Consider the following 17,265-nt stretch of genomic DNA (forward strand, 5'->3'; position numbering starts at 1 on the left):
GACAAGCCATGAAAAAGATCATTGCTTTTACACTCTGCGCATTTGCTTCGGCCGCAGTTTTCGCAACCTTGCCGCCATTGAGTTCTGAGGCGCAAGAAGCTGCTAATTTGGCAAAAGCCAAAACGGCATATGGCGATAAAGTGGGCGCCTACAAGTTATGTTTAGCGCAAAATAAAGTTGCCGATCAATATCGGGTTCCCGGAACGGCTGCTCCAGCCGCTTGTACTGCGCCGCCACCATTTGTACCGCCAGTTGCTGCTGCTCAAGCTGCACCCGCAGCTCCAACCGCTGCGAAGTAATAGCGAAGCTAGCCGTTTAATAATTCTTGATGTAGGAAGCGTTTAGCGGCTTGTGTTTGCGGATCAGAAAAGAAGGGGCCTACGGGTCCCTTTTCTTTTATTTCGCCCTGATCAATAAAGATGATGTGCTGTGCAAGTCTTTGTACTTGAGCAAGTTGGTGCGAAGAAAAAATGACATCCGATCCCTGGTGATTAAATTGACGAATCATATCTTCTACTTGTTCAGTGGCATTTGGATCAAGGTTGGCTGTTGGCTCATCTAGTAAAACTAAGTTGGGCCTTTGTAAGATGGCCCTTGCCAGACAAAGCTTTTGTCTTTCACCGGCAGAGAGTTTGTGTGCGGGGCTGTCTTGTAGTTGTCCAAGTCCAACTTGGCGAATGACTTTATCAATATCAGCTTCCGTAATGCTGCTATCTGCATCACGCACGATGGCCAGATTGGTTTTAGTTGATGCTTTAATTAATGGAGTGTGATGTAAAACTAAGGCAGTTTTGCGAGTAAATGAAAAGCTGACCGTGCCAGTGTCTGGTTTGATTAGCCCATCTAATAGCTTGAGAAGAGTGGTTTTGCCCGCTCCATTGGGGCCGATGCAAGCAGTGATCCGGTCGGCTGGAATGAGGGCGTGGGGGATATTGAGAATCACTCGGCCATTGCTTTGGACGGTGACATCTCGAAGTTCAATGGAGCGCTCAAATGAATTGCTTGAATTAGCCATAGCGACGCTCCGCTACTTGTCGCACTGCGTGAGTAAATAAATTGGCACACAACACAATTCCAAGGAGAACGATTCCTAAGGCAAGTGCTAATGGAAGATCCCCCTTGCTAGTCTCTAGTGCAATTGCAGTTGTCATGGTTCTAGTGGAGTGATCAATATTTCCGCCAACGATCATGACGGCGCCCACCTCAGAAATTGCTCTTGCAAGTCCAGCAAGGATGGCAATCGTTAGGGAGAAGCGGCAATCCCAAATAAGCCACTTAAATCGTGCAAGAGCAGGTAATCTGAGGCTCAAGAAGGTATCTCGATGGATTCTCCAAGAATCCTCTAGGATTTGGCGGCTTAGGGCTGCAATTAAGGGGGTTGTGAGCAGGATTTGGGCGACGATCATGCCCTTCACAGTAAATAGCCATCCCCAGGCTCCTAGGGGCCCTGTGCGAGAGAGTATTAGGTAAACAATGACACCAATGATGACGGTGGGAACCCCCATGAGGGTATTGAGGACCACAATAATCCATCGTTTGCCACTAAATTCTTCGGTCGCCAAGAGGGCGCCAATGGGCAGACCAAGGAATGTGCCAATCAATAAGGCAGTCAAGCTAACCTGTAGGGAAACCAAGACGATGCCCAATACTCCAGCATTTAAATTGGCAAGTAAGTTCAAGGCGTCTTGAAAAGCGGTCAACATGCGCTTGATTCTATCAAGTCAATGGCAAAATGGCTCTAATGAGATTTTTAGGCGTATTTTCCGACTAATGGCTGAAGTAGTTTGCCTCTGTAATGAGGTCCTCGATGTTGACTTGCGAGAGTATCTCGACACCCATCCCATCGACTCGATAGAAGAGTTACGGGAGCAAGCATCTATTTGCAATAAATGCATGCAATGCCAGGATTTGGTTGAGGGTGAAATCTATCTGGCACGTGTCCGGCGACAACGAGCAGCAGGACAGTTCTAATGATGGAATATAGCGGCACTCGCTTTACGGTGATGAGTATGAATGTGCATAAGGGCGTATCTGCCCTGCACAGACATTCGACCATATATCAATTGCGCCAAAAAATGCGCAATCACTACCCAGATCTCCTTTTTCTTCAAGAGTTGCAGCAAGAACATCGTGGCCGAGTGCGGCGCTATGGCCAATGGCCTATGACAGAGTTAACCCATTTTCTTTCTGAAGATTTTTGGCATGACTGGCACTATGGAAAAAATATGGAGTATCCAGAGGGTCATCATGGCAATGCAATTCTTTCAAAGTATGCATTGCACAAGGGCTTGAATTACGACATCTCTGCATATCGATTTGAGAGGCGGGGATTGCTACACAGTGTGACCCAGTTCAATGGTATGGATCAGCCAATACATTGCTTTTGCGTTCATCTTGCTTTATTTGAGCGGGGGAGAGAGCGCCAGCTAGAGCAAATTATTGGATATATTGAAGCATTGGCTCAAAATGGACCAACCATTGTGGCTGGTGACTTTAATGATTGGCGTAATCGAGTGAGCGCCCCAATGAAGGCGGCCGGTTTTGATGAGGTCTTTGAGGCATTAACTGGCGCGCCAGCGAAAACGTTTCCAAGCATGAAACCGATTCTAGCGATGGACCGAATTTATGTGCGCGGTTTAAAAATTCACTCTGCCCAAATTTTGCATGAGTGGATGCAATTATCAGATCATTTAGGCATTACTGCGGAACTGGAAATCGAATGAACAATTTATTAATCGCTTTACTACCTTCAGCACTGCAGTTGAATTTAGATTTCATACTGTTCATCCATTTTATTTTAGTCACCATATTTATTGGTGTGATTATTTCCGTGCGCAGACCGGTGGGTGTGGCATTTGCCTGGATTTTTATTGTCGTGACATTCCCAGTGTTGGGTATTAGTCTATACATACTCATAGGTGATCGTCCAGTAGGGCGTAGTCTTACTCGAAAAATCAAGCGAATGAATCATGAATACGCTCAGATCACTGAAGAGATGCGACAGGCCTATGCAGGCGATCGAGAGCAGTTGCCGCCAGAGAGTAGGGCCATTAGTCTCCTAGCAGAATCAAAAAACGGTACTCCAGTCGTTGCTGGAAATCTACTGGAGCTGCATACCGATTCATTAAAAATATTGCAGTGCTTTATTGATGAGATCAATCAAGCCCAAAAAAGTTTGTATCTAGAGTTCTATATTTGGGCTTTAGGAGGCGACGCCGATCTGGTTGGAGAGGCATTAATTGCTGCCGCAAAACGGGGCGTAGTTTGCAAGGTACTACTGGATTCATTGGGTAGTAAAGATTGGTTCAAGTCAAAATGGCCAGCCCGTTTTCGTAATGCCGGAATTCAGGTTACTGAGGCAATGCCTATTCAGGTTGGACGCTTCCAGTTTCGCCGTGCTGACTTGCGTTTGCATCGGAAGATTTTTGTAGTGGATGGCGCCATTGTTTGGACTGGCAGTATGAATATGGTGGATCCACGAACATTTAAGCAAGATTCAGGCGTAGGTAAGTGGGTCGATGCCATGGTGAGGGTCGAGGGGCCGATTGCCTCGCAGTTTGAGCTCACTTTCTCTTTTGACTGGAGCGTTGATAACCCCAAAGTCACTCACTTTAATGATCGCAATCCACCAGCAACCCCAATTGCAGGCGCAGCAATTGCTCAACAGCTTGCCTCAGGGCCGGTTTATCGTGACGATATTTTGTATCAGGTAATGCTATCGGCCATTATTGATGCCCGGGAAGAGTTAATTATCACAACACCGTATTTCGGCCCCGATGATGGTTTGTTGCAGGCCATGATGGCCTCTGCAAGACGGGGCGTCAAAGTGACTCTCATCGTGCCAAAACTCAATGACTCCACCTTGGTTGCTTGGAGCAGTAAAAGCTACTACGCTGATCTGATGGATTCAGGAGTGAGGATTGCTGAATTTCATGGTGGATTACTGCATACGAAGAGCTTGCTGGTAGATAAAAAAGGAGCTATCTTTGGATCCGTTAATTTTGATCAACGCAGTCTACGTTTGAACTTTGAGATTAGCCTCATGGTATACAACGTAGATTTTTGTACCAAGCTTGAGAAATTAATTGAATCCTATCTAGCCCAATCAGATTATGTAGACCCAATTCAATGGGCTAAGCGACCACGCTGGATGCACTATTTAGAAAATGCAGCCCACTTAAGCTCGCCACTACTCTAAATTGCGCCACTTGCGCGCATGGTGGCAATATCAGAGTCGGCTAAACCCAGTTCTTTCAGAATGGCATCAGTGTGCTGACCTACAGCGGGTATGGGATCCATACGATAGTCGTAACTATCGTTTAATCCTGGAGGCAATAGGGCGGCAATGGGACCATTGGGAGTGGCTACCTCTGTAAATCGCTCACGCGCCTTCAGTTGCTCATGTTTCCACAAGCCTTCCATGTCATTCAGATGCGCATTCGCAATTTGCGCTTGATCTAATCTGGCGATGAGTTGTTCGGAAGTGAGCTTACTAAAGCAGGCATCAATAATTTGCAAGAGTTCCGCCCGTTTTTCATTGCGCTTAAAGTTTCTGTCAAAGCGTTTATCTTTTGCAAGCGCTACATTCTCTAATACGATCTCACAAAACTGCACCCACTCACGTTCATTTTGTAAACCCAACATCACCGTCTTCCCATCGCCCGCCTTAAAGGGGCCGTAAGGATAAATAGTGGCATGCGACGCCCCATTTCTGGGAGGTGGGTTTGCACCTTGATAGGCGTAGTAGAGCGGAAAGCTCATCCACTCACTCAGCGATTCCAACATCGAGATATCAATCACGCTGCCCTTGCCGGTTTTGCCTCTTTGCAATAACGCAGCCAGAATATTGGTATAGGCATACATACCCGCAGCGATATCTGCGATGGAGTTACCGGCTTTACTGGGGGTTTCTGGAGTGCCAGTCACAGATAAAAAGCCTGCCTCGCTCTGAATTAATAGATCGTAGGCCTTTTTATCGCGATAAGGACCATTGTTGCCGTATCCAGAGATGTCACACAAAATAAGCCCTGGGTTATCTTGATGTAATGCCTCTGGAGTCAGCCCCATTCGTGCTGCTGCACCGGGCGCTAGGTTTTGTACCAAAACATCTGCAGTTTTAAGCAGTTTCTTGAGGGCAGCAATGGCTGGAGCTTGCTTTAAGTCCAGAGTGAGACTTTCTTTAGAGCGATTGACCCAAACAAAGTGAGAAGAGAGTCCCTCTACTTGCGTGTCATAGCCTCTGGCAAAGTCACCACCACCAGGGCGCTCTACTTTAATAACACGTGCACCTAAGTCAGCCAGTTGGCGAGTACAAAAAGGCGCGGCAATCGCATGCTCCAGCGAAACAACGGTAATGCCATCTAATGGACGAATGCTCATGGGGATGTACTAGAAGGATCTTGGTAAGCCAAGTACATGCTCAGCAATGTATGAATAGATCAAGTTGGTGGAAATCGGAGCCACTTGATACAAGCGTGTTTCTCTAAACTTGCGTTCAACATCATATTCATTTGCGAATCCAAACCCACCATGTGTTTGTAGGCAAACGTTTGCCGCTTCCCAGGAGGCTTTAGCAGCCAAGTATTTCGCCATATTAGCCTCGGGACCGCAGGGGAGATGTTGATCAAAGAGTTCGCAAGCTTTAAAACGCATGAGATTTGCCGCTTCCGTTTCAATATAGCTATCGGCAATCGGAAATTGAATCCCTTGATTCTTGCCAATAGGACGATCAAACACCACGCGGTCATTAGCGTAGCGCCGGGCACGATCGATAAACCAATAGGCATCCCCAATGCATTCTGCGGCAATCAATACCCGTTCTGCATTGAGCCCATCAAGAATGTATTTGAATCCCTGACCCTCAGTGCCAATTAAGTTTTCTGCTGGAATCTCTAGATGATCAAAAAACACTTCATTGGTTTCGTGATTCACCATATTGGCGATGGGTCGAACTTCCATCCCTTTACCAATCGCATCTGCGAGATTGACGATAAAGATCGACATGCCTTCAGACTTGCGATTCACTTCATTGATCGGCGTGGTGCGAGCCAATAAAATCATCAGATCAGAATGTTGAATACGAGAGATCCAAACTTTCTGACCATTCACAATGTACTTGTCACCTTGTTTGACTGCTGTCGTTTTTAGCTTAGTGGTATCTGTTCCGGTAGAGGGCTCAGTAACCGCCATACTTTGTAGTCGTAATTCACCGCTGGCAATTTTCGGGAGGTACATTGTTTTCTGTGCCTCAGAACCATGACGCAGTAATGTCCCCATGTTGTACATCTGCCCATGGCAGGAACCAGAATTACCACCGGAGAAATTAATCTCCTCCATGATCACGGAGGCTTCCGCTAAGCCTAACCCTGAACCACCATATTCCTCTGGAATTAAAGCAGCTAACCAGCCCGCTTCAGTCATGGCATTCACAAACGCTTCAGGGTAAGCCCGCTCATAATCAATTTTTTGCCAGTAGGCAGAATCAAAATGGCTGAAGAGGTCTCGCAAGGCCTCACGCATATCCTGATATTGGTCAGGCTTGGGAATGGGGTGATTCATGACAGTCTCGATTAATAGTGATCTTCTTATTTGGATACTAGTTTAAGCAAGAATGGAAATTTCTGGAAAATAGGCAAAATAGGGTGAAAATAGGCTACACACTAGCTCAGATCGATATTGACATGCAAAGCAATCACCAGGCCATCTCCATCAACCTTCTTCAAGCCCAGCTCACCAATTTGCAACAATTTGGAGCGCTGGTTTAATGGACCAAGCACTTCATCACTTTTTTGGGTGGTTCGGCTTACCTTCCGTTGGGTTACCGGCAGTTTTTATTAGCGCCTTTGCTTCTGCAACTTTGCTACCAGTGGGTTCAGAGCCCATCCTGTTTGGATATATCTCGATTAATCCGCAGATGTATTGGGCGGCTATCTTGCTTGCTACGGTTGGCAATACTTTGGGTGGAATGTTGGATTGGTGGTTGGGGTTTGTTGCTAGCAAGAAAATTCAGGCTATTAAAGTAAGTACCGAAGGGCGTCTACGTTTTTGGCTAAAAGAATGGGGGCCAAAGCTATTACTGCTATCTTGGCTACCTGGCTTTGGTGATCCTTTGTGCGTAGCCGCAGGCTGGCTTGGCCTAGCTTGGTTCCCCTGCATGATTTACATGTTTATTGGTAAATTACTGCGCTATTTGACAATGACGTGGCTCCTCACTTTAGTGCCTGACAGTGTTTGGCATCAATTGGGGCGCTGGTTACATTTGATCTAAATACATTCGTTGTATGCTACGTTTTTTATTCCCTAACATGGCGAGACTATTGATATGACTTATTTAAAAGGCAAAACAGCTTTGGTAACTGGATCCACGAGTGGTATTGGTTTGGGTATGGCAATTGCTTTGGCTAAACAGGGTGTCAATATTATGGTCAATGGTTTCGGTGAAAAGGATGCAGCCATTGCATCGATCAAGGCACATGGTGTTGAGGTGGACTATCACGGTGCAGATATGAGTAAACCTGCGGAGATTGAAGATCTCATCAAGCAAACTGAAAAGCGCTTTGGTTCATTAGATATTTTGGTCAACAATGCTGGCATTCAGTACACGGCAAACATCGAAGATTTCCCAACAGAAAAATGGGATGCCATTATTGCGATCAACTTGAGCTCAGCATTTCACACGAGTCATCATGCGTTACCTGGAATGAAGAAGCGTAACTGGGGTCGTATTATTAACATTGCATCAGTTCATGGCTTAGTAGCTTCCACGCAAAAAGCGGCCTATGTTGCAGCGAAACACGGTATTGTTGGTTTGACTAAAGTGACTGCATTGGAGAATGCACACACTGGCGTGACCTGTAATGCGATCTGCCCAGGCTGGGTCTTAACGCCGCTTGTGCAACAGCAAGTAGATGCTCGTGCTGCTCGCGAAGGAATTTCGAATGAAGCTGCTAAGAAAGCACTGGTTTCTGAAAAGCAGCCATCCGGTGAGTTTGTCACCCCTGAGCAATTGGCTGCTTTAGCAGTATTCCTGTGTGGCCCAGATGCCTCCGAAGTCCGCGGTGTTGCTTGGAATATGGATGGTGGCTGGACCGCGCAATAAGAGCTAAAGCGTTGTTTTAAAAGGGATTTCTGAAAATTTGCTGGATGAAACAAATTCACTAGAATCGTTTATAGTTAAACCCATCATCACACATTGGAGATTCATTCATGGCATCAATCTTGACCTCTTTGGGACGCACCGTATTGGCTGGTTTTGTGCTTCTCATTCTCATCATCTTCGCTTTAGGTGGCAACTTTAGTTCTGCTGAATTGCCTTTCATGTTCCGTTGGCTGCACGTGATGTTTGGTGTGATGTGGATTGGCTTGCTCTGGTACTTTAACTTTGTACAAATTCCTTCTATGCCAAAGATTCCGGATGAGCAAAAGCCTGCGATTGGTAAAGTGATTGCACCAGCAGCCTTGTTCTGGTTCCGTTATGCAGCACTCTTTACAGTATTGACTGGTTTGATCCTTGCGGTAGTGAATGGCTATGCTCATCAAGCATTTACATTACAAGCACCATTCCGCGCAATTGGTTTGGGTATGTGGATTGCCTTGGTAATGGCTTTCAACGTTTGGTTCATTATTTGGCCAAACCAGAAGCGTGCCCTAGGTATTGTGACTGTTGATGCTGATGTAAAAGCCAAATCTGCTCGCATTGCTATGCTGACATCCCGCCTCAATACATTGCTCTCTATTCCAATGTTGTTCTTGATGGTTGCTCAATCACACAATACAACTTGGTTTGTGATCGTTTCATAATCATTGCCGCGTTTTAAACAAAAGACACAAAAAGGCCCGCAATGCGGGCCTTTTTGCTTGCTTAAACAAGAATATTGAGCGCTACAAAAGCGGGGGAAGCTCTTTTGTCAGTACTGCGCGTTGTACAGTAGCTGTTCCCATTAAGGCGAATCCTAAGAGCTTGCCATCGACAGACTCAAAACGTGCTTCAACCCCACCTTCAATTGCGGTCGTAGTCCATTGACCAACAGCGGCTTTGGCCGGGGGTGATACAACAGTGGGAAGGGCAGGGGTCTTTACCATCACTGGCATTGCTGGATAGCTGACCGGTGTTGGCTGACCAATTAAAGTGGGTGCTAGCGCTCTTGCTGCCTGCATGATGGGCATCACATAAGGAAGTACTAATCCCTCAACTTCTGCGCAATCGCCTAAGGAGTACACATTACTGGCGCTGGTTTGTAGGTCACGATTGACTTCAATGCCAACACCAGTCTGAATCCCAGCTGCTTTCGCTAAATCTAATCTAGGCTTTAGGCCAACTGCAGACAGTACAACATCACAAGTAATCGTATGACCATTGGTTAATGTGATTTCCAGTGCAGTGCCATTCCGATTGACGGTTTGAACGGTTGTCGAGAAGTGCCAGTTCACGCCTGCTTGACCAAGTTTATCTTGCAAGGCTTTAGCGGCAGCCTCTGGTAATAGTCGGCCTAATACTTGTGGGGCTAAGTCAATCACATCTACTGCGTAAGCACCGAGCACTAAATCATTCGCAAACTCACAGCCTATTAAACCTGCACCCAGAATAGCGACTTTCTGTTTGCCTGCTATCGCTGTTCGAAACTTTACATAATCTTCCAGGTCATTCACTGTAAGTACTTCATTTACCGCATTTCCTTCCAATGGAATCCGAATTTGATCTGCACCTAAAGCCAATACTAATTTTCCATAAGCAATTTCACCCTTGCTAGTTTGAATAACTTGCTTGGCGGTATCTATTGCATTGACTTCTGTTTCTGAGAGCAGGTCGATTTCTAATTGAGTTGCCATTGCTTCCGCGCTAGTCGAGATTAATTGCGCAGCATCTTTTTTTCCTGCAAGGGCAGTCGAAAGCATCGGCTTAGAGTAAAAGTATCCTGGCTCGCGAGTAATTAAAGTGATTGGTGCTGATTTATCAAGCTTGCGGATTTCACGAACAAGAGTGTAGCCAGCTAGACCGCTGCCAATAATGACGATGGCGGAGGATGGATTGGTATGTAGAGTCAAGGAGGGATCCCGTAGTAAGACTACTAAAAATGAAGATGGCTAAAAGCGAAAGTATTAGCTTACCTGAACCATTTCAAAGTCAGATTTGGACACGCCACAATCAGGGCACTCCCAGCTCTCTGGAATGGCCGCCCAGGGGGTACCAGGGGCGATGCCGTCATCAGGTAGTCCCTGAGCCTCGTCATAGATGAAACCGCATACGATGCATTGCCAAATTTTCATATTGGATCCTTATTATCAATCTTTTAATTTTAAATTTATTCTCAGTTTTTTTCTTGCGAGGGTAGATTTCTCATCATCAGCAAAATTACCTAATTCTTGTTACAGTAAGCCTCCCATATCCTTAATAACTACTTTCCAAATAAAGGTCTTTCAATGTCCGGCAAAGAAATCATGTTTACCCCAGTGAGCCTTGGCTCAATTCAACTGAAGAATCGTTTGGTAATGGCGCCATTAACCAGAATGCGCGCAGTTGCGGGTGATGTGCCCAATCCTTTGGCAAAGACTTACTATGCGCAGCGCGCAAGTGCAGGATTAATCATTACTGAAGCAACCCAAATTTCTCCGCTCGGCATGGGCTATCCAGCTACCCCCGGTATTTATTCTGCAGAGCAAACTGCTGCTTGGAAAGAAATCGTTGAGACAGTCCATACAAAAGGCGGTTCAATCGTTGCGCAGTTGTGGCACGTTGGCCGTATTTCTCATTCCTCTTTACACCCAGAGCAAGGTCTGCCAGAAGCGCCTTCAGCAATTGCGCCTGCAGGACAAACTTATGGTGCCGATTGGAAGTTGCACGACTATGAAACTCCAAAAGCCATGACTCTCGATGATATTGTGCGTCTCCTGAAAGAGTTTGAAGCTGCAGCGCAAAATGCCAAGGCTGCTGGTTTTGATGGGATTGAAATCCATTCAGCGAATGGTTATTTGTTGGATCAGTTCCTGCAAGATAAAACCAACCAACGCACCGATCAATACGGCGGCTCAGTTGAAAATCGTCTGCGTTTGTTGGGTGAGGTAATTGAAGCGGTCAGTAAGGTATTCGCTAGCGATCGTATTGGTGTGCGTTTGTCTCCATACGGAACATTTAATGATATTGGTGATAGCGATCCAGTTGGACTATTTAGTGCGGCGATTCAAAAACTCAACGCTTATAACTTGGCTTATGTGCACATGATTGAGCCACGAGCTACTAGCGCAGGTGGCGGTGAGCAAGTCAACGAAGAAGCACCAATTACCTCTGAGCTCTTCAGAGCCGCTTATCAGGGCAAGTTCATCACTGCTGGTGGTTACGATCAAGCCTTGGGCGAGAAGGTCTTGGAAGAGGGCTTGGCTGACGCTGTAGCTTATGGCCGTCTCTATATTTCAAATCCGGATCTTGCGGAGCGCTTTCAGAAAAACGCACCCTTAAATCCTTATTACCGCGCTACTTTCTATGGCGGTCAAGAGGCAGGCTACACCGACTACCCAACTCTTTAAAAGAACTCGAGTTCACAGATAATCCCCACACCTCGGTAGTGGGGATTATTTTTTGTCTTCAGAATCTTTGATCAGCCCGTATTGATTGGCAATCAGTATGAGGGCAATGGAGATGATGCCTAAGGCAAAAAACTGCCATTGATGCAATATTGCCGTTCCAATCACTGTCATTAGTGCGGTCCAGCCGACGACCAACTTGCCTTTTTTGGATAGTGGTTTCATGTACATATTCTTTCTAGGTATTTGCTTTAATTTTATTCAACATGCGGCGTAGGGTGTCATCCTTTAAGACGTAATGGTGCCATAAAGCCGCGAGGGCATGGATACCAACCAAGAAGAAGATAGCGTTACCCAAAAATTCATGGGCTTCCTTAAATAGGTCTTTTACCTCAGGGTTTGGTGAAATCATTTGAGGCCAAACCCAACTCAGAAAGTGAACCTCTTTACCGCCTGCCTGCAGAAAAATCACACCCATAATTGGGAGTGCGAGGAGTAGGGCATATAAAACCCAGTGCATCAATTTAGCAAGGGTGAGCAGAATGCGATTGGGATCAGTGGGCTCAGGGGCCCCGAAAATACAGCGCACAGTCAATCGTCCAATCATTGCTACAAAGATTAGTTGCCCAAAGAAGGCATGAATGGTCTTGCACAGTTCTCGCGGTTCGCTGCCTTTGGGAAACTGGCCCTTGAGTTCAATAACAGCGAGTGCTGCAAGCACTAGCAGGAAAACAAACCAATGAAAGAAGATGGAGGCGGGGTGATAACGAGTGCTGGACATATAAAACAATCAATAGAGCGTTAATAGACCTTCATCATAATCAAGCTTTTAAACACCAATGGGGCCGTGGGTAATGCTGAGGCTTAATTCAATCTCATCTTGGCACTGAGCTCATTTGAGGCCCCCCGTTTGTCCACTTGGGAGAGTCTGAGCGCCTCCGCCTCAAAATCACGCTGACCAGGATGAAATTCATCATCATTTTGCAGGTCAATCACATAGGTCCAAACAAGCTCACGGCCACGATTCTTATAGACATCTACTACACGTTTCATATTGACCGCCTTTAGGGTGAAGCTTAATTGCTGCTGGTAGATGATGCCGATGATTTTTGGGGGTTCAGTAACTTTTGCAGAGTAATCAGGTTGCGCGGCTCAATTCGAATGACGCCACCTCGAGGGCTATCAATATCTGCGATTAAGAAAAACGATACCGCAATGACAAAAGGAAAAATCATGAAGAGGGTAATGTTCTTCTGGAAATTTCTGGCTCCAAAGCCAACCAATAAATTTGCACAGATGGCAATTGCGCCCATTAAGGTCCAGGCAGTATAGGGAATGCGGTTCCACCAAGCGGCTTGCACATATCCCTGTGAGTTCAGAACATCATTCATTCCGGAAGTTACGAGCGCAGTCATTGCAGTTGGATTGGAGCGTGCCATTGGTAGCACAGCATTCCAAAGTTCGCTTTGTAGCTCATCCGTTTTTTGACCAATTGCAGTGATTTTCTCTGGATCCTGAACTGTGTAAAACAGAATACGTTGATCCAAATATTGTTTTAGTAATTCTTTAGTAGCTGCCGCAGATGGCCCAGGCAATAAGTCGGCCCTTAAATATTCAGTGCTAATCGCATTCGCCTCACCTTCTTCGAGACGCTCACGTTGATCATGTCGATCAATCGCCATGGAAAAAGTAAAGCCAATGATGAGACCCAGCAAAGTGAGGGTAGCCGTCTGGATGATGCCAAGATCCTCTGAGGTTTCAGTATCTTTGGTGCGGTAAGGGCTGAGCGCTGCATTGCCAATCCAAACTGCAATAGCAAAGATAAGCAATGCAATTGCAAAGAATGCGAGCGGGTGATTTAAGAGATTAAAAATTTAAAAGGTTCCAGGATACAAAATATCTTTAGTCACGTTTTGAATATCGCGATGACCAGTAAAAGCCATGGTGATATCCAATTCATTTTGGATGATCTCTAAGCATTTGGTAACGCCTGCTTCACCCATTGCACCTAAGCCATATAAGAATGGACGGCCAATCATCGTACCGCGTGCGCCTAATGCCCAAGCTTTGAGAACATCCTGGCCAGAACGAATCCCGCCATCCATCCACACTTCAATATCTTTACCCACGGCATCCACGATACCTGGGAGTGCTGCAATACTAGAAATAGCGCCATCTAATTGACGACCGCCGTGGTTTGAAACAATCAGGGCATCAGCACCGGAGTTTGCTGCGAGACGAGCATCCTCTTCGTCCAAAATGCCTTTAATAATGAGCTTGCCGCCCCAGAGTTTCTTAATCCACTCCACATCGCCCCAATTGAGGCCTGGATCAAATTGTTCGGCTGTCCAGGAGGAGAGGGAGGACATGTTTCCTACCCCGGTCGCGTGACCAACAATATTGCGGAAGGTTCTGCGTGGTGTCATAGCCATCCCCAAGCACCAACGTGGCTTTGTAGCCATATTGATCATATTGGCGATAGTCAGTTTGGGTGGTGCGCTCAGGCCGTTCTTAAGGTCTTTATGGCGCTGACCTAGTATTTGTAAGTCTAGTGTCAGTACCAGAGCAGAGCACTTGGCAGCCTTAGCGCGCTCAATGAGACGCTCAATAAAGCCACGATCTTTCATGACATAAAGCTGAAACCAAAAAGGCTTAGTTGTCCGTTCTGCCACATCTTCAATAGAGCAGATACTCATCGTTGATAGGCAGAAAGGCACGCCGAATTTTTCCGCGGCTTTGGCTGCCAATATTTCACCATCGGCGTGTTGCATCCCCGTAAGACCAGTTGGTGCAAGAGCTACTGGCATCGTGACTTCTTGGCCGACCATGGTAGTTTTGGTCGTGCGGTTAGTCATATCTACAGCAACGCGTTGACGTAATTTAATCTTTTGAAAATCAGACTCATTTGCCCGATAGGTTGACTCAGTCCAAGAGCCAGAGTCTGCATAGTCGTAGAACATCTTTGGGGTGCGCTTTTGGTGGAGCACTCTTAAATCTTCGATATTGGTAATGATTGCCACTAGCTACCCTTCTAATAATTGCTTTTGATTTGACGCTTTTTGCTAAGTTAAGCTCTATCTTAGCAATACCTACGATTTGTTTCTACAATGTGAGATTGTCCCGTAATTGGGACCCCAGCCCCACCTCCTGAATGCACCAACTGAACCTTGCCACTATCTCCAATTTATTGATTGCCACCGCCCTATGGGCTGGTAATGCGATTGCGGGACGAATTTTGGTCTCTAGCGCTGCAGTTTCCCCGGTGACTTTGAGTGCGGTTCGCTGGGGTTTAGCTGCATTACTGTTATTGCCTCTGGGTTGGCGTGTTTTTGCTCCCCAAAGTGCTTTATGGCAAAACAAGAAACGGTTTTTACTGTTAGGCCTATTTGGTGTTGGAAGCTATAACGTTCTCTTATATCTCGCCCTAGAAACTTCTACCGCAATCAATGTGACTTTGATTGGTGCCAGTATGCCGATTTGGATGTTATTTATCGGCGCGGTTTTTTATCAAACCAAACCTAGTGCGTTGCAGTTGCTGGGAGCAGTAGTTTCTTTATTGGGAGTAGCAATTGTTTTAACTAGAGGTGAATTAAGCACCTTACTCTCGATGCAGATGGTTGCTGGGGATCTCTTAATCATGTTGGCCACCATCTTGTGGGCCTTCTACAGTTGGATGTTAAGTCGTCCCGGAACCAGTACCGAGCGCCAATGGCCGTGGGCTCAATTTTTAATGGCACAAGTTTTTGTCGGTTTGTTGTGGACGGGATTTTTTGATGGCTTTGAGATTGCTGCTGGCGATGCGTATTTGCATTTGAATCTCTGGACAGCCTCCTTAATTCTGTTTGTTGCGGTAGGCCCATCACTGATTGCATATCGCTGCTGGGGATTGGGTGTCAATGGAGCAGGGCCTACGGTTGCTGCTTTCTTTGCCAACTTCATCCCTTTGTTTACGGCAATTTTGTCGGCTGCCATGCTGGGAGAGCCCCCGCAGTTATTTCATGGTGCGGCATTTGCTTTGATCGTAGGCGGGATTGTGATTTCCGCCAGGAAGCAGTAATTCTGGGAAAAGGCCCAGAAAGGGGTCTAAATAGACATTGGACACAGGGTTTTGAGCAGATTGCCCAAAAAACGTGCCAAATCGTTATCATTTAGGGCTAATCACAGAAATCCCTAGGAAATTACTATGCCAGGTTTACTCCCCAACGTTGATCCAGACGGTTTATTAGAGTTCTCGGTTGTTTATACCGATCGCTCCTTAAATCACATGTCTGAAGAGTTCAAGCGTGTAATGGTCGATATTTCCAGCGTCCTGAAAGATGCCTATAACGCCAGCTCTGCAGTGATTGTTCCCGGTAGCGGTACTTTTGGCATGGAAGCTGTTGCTCGTCAATTTGCTAACAATGAAAAATGCTTAGTCCTACGCAATGGTTGGTTTAGCTATCGTTGGACCCAAATTTTTGACTTAGCCAATATCACCAGTGATGTCACAGTCATTAAAGGTCGTCAATTAGAGGCAGCTACTCAAGGTGTATTTGCTCCGGCCCCAATTGAAGAGGTAATCGCCTTTATTCAAAAAGAAAAGCCAGCAGTAGTATTTGCGCCGCATGTGGAAACCTCTGCAGGCATCATCCTGCCTGATGATTACCTCAAGGCAGTCGGCGAGGCAGTTCGTTCCGTTGGCGGCTTATTTGTTTTGGATTGCATCGCTTCCGGTGCCATGTGGGTGGACATGAAGGCCTGCAATGTTGATGTCTTGATTACTGCACCCCAAAAAGGTTGGAGTAGTTCACCATGCTGCGCATTGATTGCTTTAGGTGATAGAGCGCGTGAGAAAATTGAAAGCACACAAAGCAGTAGCTTCTCTATGGATCTCAAGAAGTGGTTGCAGATTATGGAAGCTTATGAAAAGGGTGGCCATGTGTATCACACCACTATGGCGACAGATGCACTGAAGATCTTGCGCAATGTGATGAAAGAAACCCAAGCATTGGGCTTTGCTGCATTGAAAGCCAAGCAAGTTGAGCTAGGCTTAAAGGTTCGTGAGCTCTTGGTATCCAAAGGTTTTCACTCTGTGGCTGCTGCAGGATTCCAGGCCCCTTGTGTTGTGGTGAGTTATACCAAGGACCCCGATATTCAATCTGGTAAAAAGTTCATTGCCCTCGGTTTGCAAACTGCTGCCGGCGTACCTCTGCAGTGCGACGAAAGACCGGACTTCCGCACCTTCCGTATTGGTCTATTTGGGCTAGAGAAGTTGGCCCATGTCGATCGTACCGTGGGTCATTTGGCTGGGGCACTAGAGAAAATTACTGAGGCTGAAGCCCAACCTGCGTAAGTACTTCACTACGGGAATAAGGGCCATCTTTGATGGCCTTTTTCTTTTGGCCTTTTTGACAAATTTTTGGGTATTATTGAAGCATGTACAAACCCTCTTGGAGAATCATATGATTTCTCGTATTGCTCGTTTTAGCTTGGCCACCCTAATTGCTGCTGCGATTGGTGTTTCCCCAATTTCAGTGATGGCTGCTGATCCTGCGCCAGCACCAGCTCCAATGGCTGCCCCGGCCGCTGCTCCTGCTGAAGCACCGATGAGCAAAGCTGCCGAGAAGAAGGCTGCGAAAAAAGCCAAGAAAGAAAAGAAAGCTGAGAAAAAAGCCAAGAAGAAGTCTAAGAAAAAAGCTAAGGCTGCTGCAGAGCCAGCCGCACAGTAATTCTCGTTTTTAAGCCTCAACTCTTTGGGGCAGTAGTTTC

General features: G+C 46.3%; 22 protein-coding genes. 11 read left to right on the forward strand and 11 right to left on the reverse strand.

Features of this window, described 5'->3' with window-relative positions; genetic code table 11:
* The first annotated feature begins 8 nt into the window (after positions 1–8).
* The gene (locus C2757_RS02915) at positions 9–299 is read left to right on the forward strand and encodes a hypothetical protein (protein WP_215375919.1); all 291 of its coding nucleotides are present in this window, start codon (positions 9–11) and stop codon (positions 297–299) included.
* An 8-nt stretch (positions 300–307) separates the two neighbouring features.
* On the opposite strand, the gene C2757_RS02920 is transcribed toward C2757_RS02915, so the two are convergent.
* The gene (locus C2757_RS02920; protein WP_215375922.1) at positions 308–1,015 is read right to left on the reverse strand and encodes an ATP-binding cassette domain-containing protein; all 708 of its coding nucleotides are present in this window, start codon (positions 1,013–1,015) and stop codon (positions 308–310) included.
* On the reverse strand, positions 1,008–1,703 hold the full coding sequence (locus C2757_RS02925; protein WP_215375924.1) for an ABC transporter permease: 696 nt from the start codon (positions 1,701–1,703) through the stop codon (positions 1,008–1,010). Before C2757_RS02925 ends, C2757_RS02920 begins: the two co-directional genes overlap by 8 nt.
* Here C2757_RS02925 and C2757_RS02930 point away from each other — a divergent pair.
* The 3 genes from C2757_RS02930 to cls are packed head-to-tail and all read left to right on the forward strand — an operon-like array spanning position 1,702 to position 4,198.
* Positions 1,702–1,971: a hypothetical protein gene (locus tag C2757_RS02930; RefSeq protein ID WP_215375927.1), complete on the forward strand. Its 270-nt coding sequence runs from the start codon at positions 1,702–1,704 to the stop codon at positions 1,969–1,971. The two genes, C2757_RS02925 and C2757_RS02930, sit on opposite strands and share 2 nt — an antisense overlap.
* Positions 1,971–2,723: an endonuclease/exonuclease/phosphatase family protein gene (locus C2757_RS02935; RefSeq protein WP_215375929.1), complete on the forward strand. Its 753-nt coding sequence runs from the start codon at positions 1,971–1,973 to the stop codon at positions 2,721–2,723. Before C2757_RS02930 ends, C2757_RS02935 begins: the two co-directional genes overlap by 1 nt.
* Entirely contained in the window at positions 2,720–4,198 is a 1,479-nt protein-coding gene (cls, locus tag C2757_RS02940; RefSeq protein WP_215375931.1) for a cardiolipin synthase, read from the forward strand. Before C2757_RS02935 ends, cls begins: the two co-directional genes overlap by 4 nt.
* Here the strand turns inward: cls and C2757_RS02945 are convergent.
* Positions 4,195–5,379, reverse strand: coding sequence for a CaiB/BaiF CoA-transferase family protein (locus C2757_RS02945; protein WP_215375934.1), 1,185 nt, complete (start codon positions 5,377–5,379; stop codon positions 4,195–4,197). The genes cls and C2757_RS02945 overlap by 4 nt on opposite strands.
* A 9-nt stretch (positions 5,380–5,388) precedes the next feature.
* Complete coding sequence (locus C2757_RS02950) at positions 5,389–6,558, reverse strand: acyl-CoA dehydrogenase family protein (protein WP_215375942.1); 1,170 nt, start codon at positions 6,556–6,558, stop codon at positions 5,389–5,391.
* Positions 6,559–6,763: 205 nt separating this feature from the next.
* Between C2757_RS02950 and C2757_RS02955 the strand changes: the two genes are divergently transcribed.
* The 3 genes from C2757_RS02955 (at position 6,764) to C2757_RS02965 (ending at position 8,799) form a co-directional block, all read left to right on the forward strand.
* Positions 6,764–7,267 carry a YqaA family protein gene (locus C2757_RS02955; RefSeq protein ID WP_215375944.1) on the forward strand — a complete coding sequence of 168 codons (504 nt, stop codon included), beginning with the start codon at positions 6,764–6,766 and terminating at the stop codon, positions 7,265–7,267.
* Positions 7,268–7,321: 54 nt separating this feature from the next.
* Positions 7,322–8,098 (forward strand): 3-hydroxybutyrate dehydrogenase, encoded by a 777-nt coding sequence (locus C2757_RS02960; protein ID WP_215375947.1) that lies wholly within the window; start codon positions 7,322–7,324, stop codon positions 8,096–8,098.
* Positions 8,099–8,205: 107 nt separating this feature from the next.
* Complete coding sequence (locus tag C2757_RS02965; RefSeq protein ID WP_215375950.1) at positions 8,206–8,799, forward strand: urate hydroxylase PuuD; 594 nt, start codon at positions 8,206–8,208, stop codon at positions 8,797–8,799.
* 81 nt (positions 8,800–8,880) lie between these two features.
* On the opposite strand, the gene C2757_RS02970 is transcribed toward C2757_RS02965, so the two are convergent.
* Both C2757_RS02970 and C2757_RS02975 read right to left on the reverse strand, forming a co-directional pair.
* Positions 8,881–10,044 carry an NAD(P)/FAD-dependent oxidoreductase gene (locus C2757_RS02970; RefSeq protein ID WP_215375953.1) on the reverse strand — a complete coding sequence of 388 codons (1,164 nt, stop codon included), beginning with the start codon at positions 10,042–10,044 and terminating at the stop codon, positions 8,881–8,883.
* 54 nt (positions 10,045–10,098) lie between these two features.
* Positions 10,099–10,266: a rubredoxin gene (locus C2757_RS02975; protein ID WP_215375956.1), complete on the reverse strand. Its 168-nt coding sequence runs from the start codon at positions 10,264–10,266 to the stop codon at positions 10,099–10,101.
* A gap of 153 nt (positions 10,267–10,419) precedes the next feature.
* On the opposite strand from C2757_RS02975, the gene C2757_RS02980 reads away from it, so the two are divergent.
* Positions 10,420–11,520, forward strand: a complete 1,101-nt coding sequence (locus C2757_RS02980; protein WP_215375958.1) for an alkene reductase — start codon at positions 10,420–10,422, stop codon at positions 11,518–11,520.
* 45 nt (positions 11,521–11,565) lie between these two features.
* On the opposite strand, the gene C2757_RS02985 is transcribed toward C2757_RS02980, so the two are convergent.
* The 5 genes from C2757_RS02985 to C2757_RS03005 all read right to left on the reverse strand — a co-directional run bounded on the left by C2757_RS02985 (position 11,566) and on the right by C2757_RS03005 (position 14,537).
* Positions 11,566–11,742, reverse strand: coding sequence for a hypothetical protein (locus tag C2757_RS02985; protein ID WP_215375961.1), 177 nt, complete (start codon positions 11,740–11,742; stop codon positions 11,566–11,568).
* A 13-nt stretch (positions 11,743–11,755) separates the two neighbouring features.
* A complete protein-coding gene (locus C2757_RS02990) occupies positions 11,756–12,298 on the reverse strand; it encodes a cytochrome b (protein WP_215375964.1) in 543 nt (180 codons plus the stop codon).
* 83 nt (positions 12,299–12,381) lie between these two features.
* Positions 12,382–12,570, reverse strand: coding sequence for a hypothetical protein (locus tag C2757_RS02995; RefSeq protein ID WP_215375967.1), 189 nt, complete (start codon positions 12,568–12,570; stop codon positions 12,382–12,384).
* Positions 12,571–12,593: 23 nt separating this feature from the next.
* On the reverse strand, positions 12,594–13,346 hold the full coding sequence (locus tag C2757_RS03000; RefSeq protein ID WP_216863908.1) for a hypothetical protein: 753 nt from the start codon (positions 13,344–13,346) through the stop codon (positions 12,594–12,596).
* A gap of 45 nt (positions 13,347–13,391) precedes the next feature.
* Entirely contained in the window at positions 13,392–14,537 is a 1,146-nt protein-coding gene (locus tag C2757_RS03005) for an alpha-hydroxy acid oxidase (RefSeq protein WP_215375970.1), read from the reverse strand.
* Between the two features lie 131 nt (positions 14,538–14,668).
* Between C2757_RS03005 and C2757_RS03010 the strand changes: the two genes are divergently transcribed.
* From C2757_RS03010 to C2757_RS03020, 3 genes are all read left to right on the forward strand, one after another.
* The gene (locus C2757_RS03010) at positions 14,669–15,574 is read left to right on the forward strand and encodes a DMT family transporter (protein ID WP_215375972.1); all 906 of its coding nucleotides are present in this window, start codon (positions 14,669–14,671) and stop codon (positions 15,572–15,574) included.
* 126 nt (positions 15,575–15,700) lie between these two features.
* Positions 15,701–16,849, forward strand: a complete 1,149-nt coding sequence (locus C2757_RS03015; protein WP_215375975.1) for an aminotransferase class V-fold PLP-dependent enzyme — start codon at positions 15,701–15,703, stop codon at positions 16,847–16,849.
* A 109-nt stretch (positions 16,850–16,958) separates the two neighbouring features.
* Positions 16,959–17,225, forward strand: coding sequence for a protein tyrosine phosphatase (locus tag C2757_RS03020; protein ID WP_215375978.1), 267 nt, complete (start codon positions 16,959–16,961; stop codon positions 17,223–17,225).
* Positions 17,226–17,265: the final 40 nt, after the last annotated feature.

Source organism: Polynucleobacter sp. MWH-Svant-W18, from assembly GCF_018687495.1.
Taxonomy (GTDB): domain Bacteria; phylum Pseudomonadota; class Gammaproteobacteria; order Burkholderiales; family Burkholderiaceae; genus Polynucleobacter.